This window comes from Dysgonomonas sp. ZJ709, assembly GCF_011039195.1.
Classification (GTDB): domain Bacteria; phylum Bacteroidota; class Bacteroidia; order Bacteroidales; family Dysgonomonadaceae; genus Dysgonomonas.
In genome coordinates, this window is record NZ_JAAKEM010000062.1 from 1 (window position 1) to 3488 (window position 3488).

General features: G+C 34.0%; 3 protein-coding genes. All 3 read right to left on the reverse strand.

Annotated elements, in window-relative coordinates:
* Positions 1-105: 105 nt before the first annotated feature.
* From G7Y56_RS18255 to G7Y56_RS18265, 3 genes are read right to left on the reverse strand one after another with little or no spacing between them, the layout of a single operon-like run.
* On the reverse strand, positions 106-1134 hold the full coding sequence (locus G7Y56_RS18255) for a tyrosine-type recombinase/integrase (RefSeq protein ID WP_165045877.1): 1029 nt from the start codon (positions 1132-1134) through the stop codon (positions 106-108).
* A complete protein-coding gene (locus G7Y56_RS18260; RefSeq protein WP_165045879.1) occupies positions 1134-2123 on the reverse strand; it encodes a tyrosine-type recombinase/integrase in 990 nt (329 codons plus the stop codon). Before G7Y56_RS18260 ends, G7Y56_RS18255 begins: the two co-directional genes overlap by 1 nt.
* The gene (locus G7Y56_RS18265; protein ID WP_165045881.1) at positions 2116-3345 is read right to left on the reverse strand and encodes a site-specific integrase; all 1230 of its coding nucleotides are present in this window, start codon (positions 3343-3345) and stop codon (positions 2116-2118) included. Before G7Y56_RS18265 ends, G7Y56_RS18260 begins: the two co-directional genes overlap by 8 nt.
* Between the last annotated feature and the right edge of the window lie 143 nt (positions 3346-3488).

A 3488-nucleotide genomic window follows, 5' to 3' on the forward strand; every position in this document is an offset into this window, starting at 1 on the left:
TGTATTTTATGTAAAGCCTATCATTATGTAAAGTTGTTATGCTTTTATCTTGATAATCAATCTTATTTTATTAGACCTCACACTACAACTTTACATAAAAACCTGTTAAGAAAAACTTTTCAACCAATCTAATAGATCCTTATTATTCTCCCATAAATTCTTCATATCCGCATTAGGAGTTAACTTTACATAGGCTTTCTCTAAAGCTTCTCGTTTTTGTTTAGAATCTGCTCTAGCATATACTTCGGTCGTTTGTATAGAGACATGCCCTAAAATATCACGAATGTAAATCAATCCGACTCCGGCTTGTAATAAATGCATTGCACGTGAATGCCGCAATGAATGACATGAGAGATTATCTGGTATCAATTCTTTATTTATATTTTTTGCCATCTTAATATAGGCTTTAAGAATATAGGTGATTCCTGCTCTGGTCAGTCTTTCATCTCGATTATTGAAGAAAAGGGGATGGTGCAACATCTCATCCTTATGCAATCCATTTTCTTCAATATATTGCTTTAGAAGCTCAACTTGCTCTTCCATTAGCGGCACAATTCTCGTCTTCCTTCCTTTACCAACGACACGAATCGTGTAAGGTTTGCTGTCGATTCGTAGAGACCTTGGGGTTAAATCTATTATCTCTTGAACCCTTGCTCCTATATCGTACATTAATGTGAACATTGTAAGGTTTCTTCTACCACGATTATTTATTATGTCAGGCTGTTCCAATAAGAGCTTTATGCCATCAATAGTCAGGTATGACATACTTTTTTTCTCGGTCTTCACAGCTTTAACAGACATAATATCAAGCCACTTGTCAAGTTTGGTTACATCTTCATATTTTAGATAACTTATGAACGAATGGATTGCTGCCAATCTGTAATTCCTCGTAGAGCAAGTGCAGTTTCTGCTATGTTGAATCCAAGACAGAAAATCTTCAACCAATTGGCGATTCAGTGTGTCAAGTGTAATTTTTTCAACAGTAATTTTTTTCTCATCCCTCATAAATGTTATCAATTGAACAAATGTATCTTTATAAGACATAATTGTATTTGGGCTAACGTTACGTTGATACGGGAGGTACTCGGAAAAGAACCTGGATAATAATTTTGCAAAATCAGTTTTTGTTTTCATTATCGTTTTATTTTAGGATATACATATTCATTAATCGCAGAACAATATTTAGTAATTTCCGGATGCATTTCTTTTGTCAGCCTAACATAATGCTCTGTAGCTGATATAGTGGAATGACCCAGGCAAGCAGATAAAATTGGTAAACAAGCATAGAGATCCATGCCTATTTTTGCCATTTGTTCAAGAGCATGAACGGCAAAAGTGTGCCGTAAATCATGTACTCTGGGGCCTTTATGATCTCCAATGTAGGGGATATTGCTTAATCTCAACAAAACTCTAAACCATTTATTTATACTTCTCCTAAGGCAAATATCTCCATCCGGTTTGATAAAGAGCTGCGATGTTGGTTGTTGAAGATTATCAATGGGAATTCGATTCCTGTAGGATAGGTATTGTTCCAAGACCTTTCTCAAACCGGAGGAAATGGGGACTATGTGTTCTTTCTTGTTTTTGGATTTACGGATGATTGCATATTGTTTCTCCAGATTTATGTCTTCCAGTTTTAACGACAATGCTTCAGATATTCTGACTCCAGTACTATACAAGAACCGTATTAATGCAGGTATGCAAAAAAATGAAGAATTCAGACTTGTCGTTCTCAAGCGCATGACAGAGGCATTTTTTAGTATCTCTGTTATTTGTTCGTGTGAAAAAATATATGGTTCGAACCGCCATGTATCTTTATATCGTGGAATAGGGGTGATATAGCATTGAATACCTCTTTGGGACATGAATTTTGCCAATTGATGCCATACTGAATATTTCCCATATAGAGTTCCGGGGGCATCATTTTCTCTTCCTTTGCGCCAAAGTTGTATGTGTTCACTCTTTATTTCAGCAATATCAATGCTATTATCGATGTAAAACCTGTCTATTTCAAGAAGTATCCATTTTGCACGTTCTGTAACAAAGCCTGCCGCATCTTTCAATGACAGAAAATCATTTATATATTTTGACAGTACACTTTGGTATTCGAATATTTTACTCATAAAAGAACCCTCCTCCTTGTTCGTAAAATTCATTATCCACATTCGAAACATCCAAGGCACATTTTTGTAACAAATGAATATCTATTTTCAGATATTTCATTGTGGTTTCTGTACTCTTATGCCCCAATACTTCAGATATAACCGGCATGGCAATTTCATTTTCCATCAGAATAGTGGCCAAGCTATGCCTCATCGAATGTGGTCCATAATGTCTCTTTCCGATGAGAACTCCTGACTGTTTAATTATTAGAGATATAGCACTACATATCATATTTTTTGTTGCGGCTGTTATTGGAGCAGCACTTGAAATAAATATATTCTGGATACTTGATTTTTTACGCCCATATTTTAAGTAATCAATAATCGCATTGCCTACATCTGTTAGTAATGGTAAATCTATTTGTGCTTTTGTTTTATATTGCGTAAGGGTTATTTTATTGCTCTCCCAAATTATATTGGAAAATTTTAAATTAGCAATATCGGAAGCCCGTAGTCCGAGACGGGTTGCCAAAAGTAGTATTGCATAATTTCTTTTACCCAAACCTCCACTTCTGTCTATAGACGCTTCAATCTGTTTGACTTCTTCACCTGTATAATATGAAGGTATTTTTTCTCGCTCATAACCCTTAAAAAAACTTAGTGTAGTAGTTTCAAAATCCAATCTTATTAATTTATTATGATACAAGTATTTAAAAAGTCCTCTGAGTGTTGAGATAATATTTTCTTGATTATTCTCGCGTGTAGCAACAAACGATATAATGGCTTTCTCAGTTATAGAATCCATGGTCAAAAGCTTATTGTCATTTAAATAATACAGAAAATTACTAAGATGCAATTTGTATGTACTGATGGTTGATGAACTTCTTCGCTTCTTCGTTAAATACTCTAAGTATGCATTTATATTTCTGCCTATTTCTCCTTGTAGATTATATTCCTTTGGCTGAAAACTTCTCTTTCGGATATATCCCAAAGAGAGATAATCATTGAGAATATGAATGCGTCTTGTTCTTCGTTGGACAGTTTTTGCATCCATTTCCGAGGTAATTGTATCTGCAAGAAACTCTTGACCAATGTCAGGAGTATAATCTGAGATATTAAGTCTATTCATGTAGGCTAAAATTCCAAATTCCCATGAAGAAGCATAGGATTTTATAGTCCAATGACTATAATCGCTCTTTTCGAGAAACTCTGTAGTAGAGTTTATTAAATTTTGAATATCCATAAAGCATAATTATTTTAATTATCAGAACAATATAATTATGCGAAGTCATTATGTAAAGTATTTATATAAAGAAATTGTTATCAATATGTTAAATTACCCAACTTGTTTTACTTTACATAATGATAGGCTTTACATAAAAGATA

What these genes read in the sequence shown, in the direction of transcription:
- G7Y56_RS18255 (WP_165045877.1), bottom strand. Translation starts at nt 1,134, where the DNA reads ATGAAAACAAAAACTGATTTTGCAAAATTATTATCCAGGTTCTTTTCC.
- G7Y56_RS18260 (WP_165045879.1), bottom strand. Translation starts at nt 2,123, where the DNA reads ATGAGTAAAATATTCGAATACCAAAGTGTACTGTCAAAATATATAAAT.
- G7Y56_RS18265 (WP_165045881.1), bottom strand. Translation starts at nt 3,345, where the DNA reads ATGGATATTCAAAATTTAATAAACTCTACTACAGAGTTTCTCGAAAAG.